Annotated in this window: 1 pseudogene; it reads right to left on the minus strand. The window is 58.4% G+C overall.

Annotated elements, in window-relative coordinates:
* Window positions 1-545 precede the first annotated feature (545 nt).
* A pseudogene (locus AiwAL_RS20190) lies at window positions 546-1281 on the minus strand (glutamine synthetase); the annotation flags it as partial.

The raw sequence follows: 1281 nt of genomic DNA on the forward strand, positions 1-1281 counted from the left end.
CATGCTATACGAACTCATCCCCACCATGCCGGAGCCTCGCCTGCTGCCACTGGTCCAGAAATTCGCCGATATGCTCGCCGACCTGCCCGTCTTCGCCGAGACTTTCGGGGCAGTGTGAAAATGAGGGGAGTCTTGAGCCCCAGAATTGGGAACGTATATTCACCGGCCTCAAAATTAAATTGAATGAGTCCAGACGTCTTTTGGATGTCGATCAGTGCGTTGGCTAGCCCGGCCGAAGCATTTTGAGGGTTCTGGTTGAACAGATTTCCGGTGCCATTGTTGTAAACTACACCATATCCGTCGACACCGCCACTGATACTGTATTCGCCGAGAGATCCAAGATTGTACTTGGTCTGCGTCGGCCCGTTCATGGCGAATGCCGGTCCTGTTGCAAGTGCTGCTAGCACCAGACCCGAGCTTGCTGCAGTCACGATTTTTGTAAGTTTTATTTTCATCATGGCCCCCTGGTTCGTGTTCGTGCCGCGGACGGCTTTTTGAATCAACATACCCCATCGTGGATTTTGAGACTCGACTTCTCCGCGGTGTTAGAAGATCGAGAAGTATTCTCGCTGCTCCCACTCGGTCACTTCGGCCCGAAAGCGGGCAAGCTCGGCGTGTTTGAGATGAAGATAGTAGTCGACGAAGGCGTCACCGAAGCCGCGCCGCAAGCAGGCACTCTGCGACAAGGCATCGAGTGCCACGTCGAGCGAGTGCGGCAGCAACGTAGCTGACGTCTCGTACGGCGTGTCGGCGGACGGCCCCGGATCAAGACCGCGATCGACGCCGTCGAGGCCGCATACAATTTGCGACGCCATGTAGAGATAGGGATTAGCAGCCGGCTCCCCGACACGGTTTTCCAACCGCGTCGCGGTATCGCCAGGCATGCCCAGCACCCGTACCATCACGCCACGATTGTCGCGACCCCAGATTGCGCGTTCCGGCGCGTTCGAACACGGGCGATACCGCTTATAGCCGTTGATCGTCGGCGTGCTGAACGCCGCCGCAGCGCTAGCATGTACGAGCAGGCCCGCGAGATAGCAGCGCCCGACTGGCGAAAGCACGTCCTCGCCGTCGGTGGAGCGGAACACGTTGCCACCATCCGGGCCGGTGAGCGACTGGTGCAGGTGCCAACCGGAAGAAATGACATTCGGGATGCGCGGACGGCACATGAAAGTCGCGTGATACCCATGCCGGCGCGCGATCTGCTTCACAGCGCTACGGAAGAGCACCACGAGGTCAGCTGCAGCAAGTCCTGCGGCAGGACTCAATGTCATCTCGTAT

Origin of the sequence: Acidiphilium sp. AL (assembly GCF_025499445.1) — a bacterium.
GTDB lineage: Bacteria > Pseudomonadota > Alphaproteobacteria > Acetobacterales > Acetobacteraceae > Acidiphilium > Acidiphilium iwatense.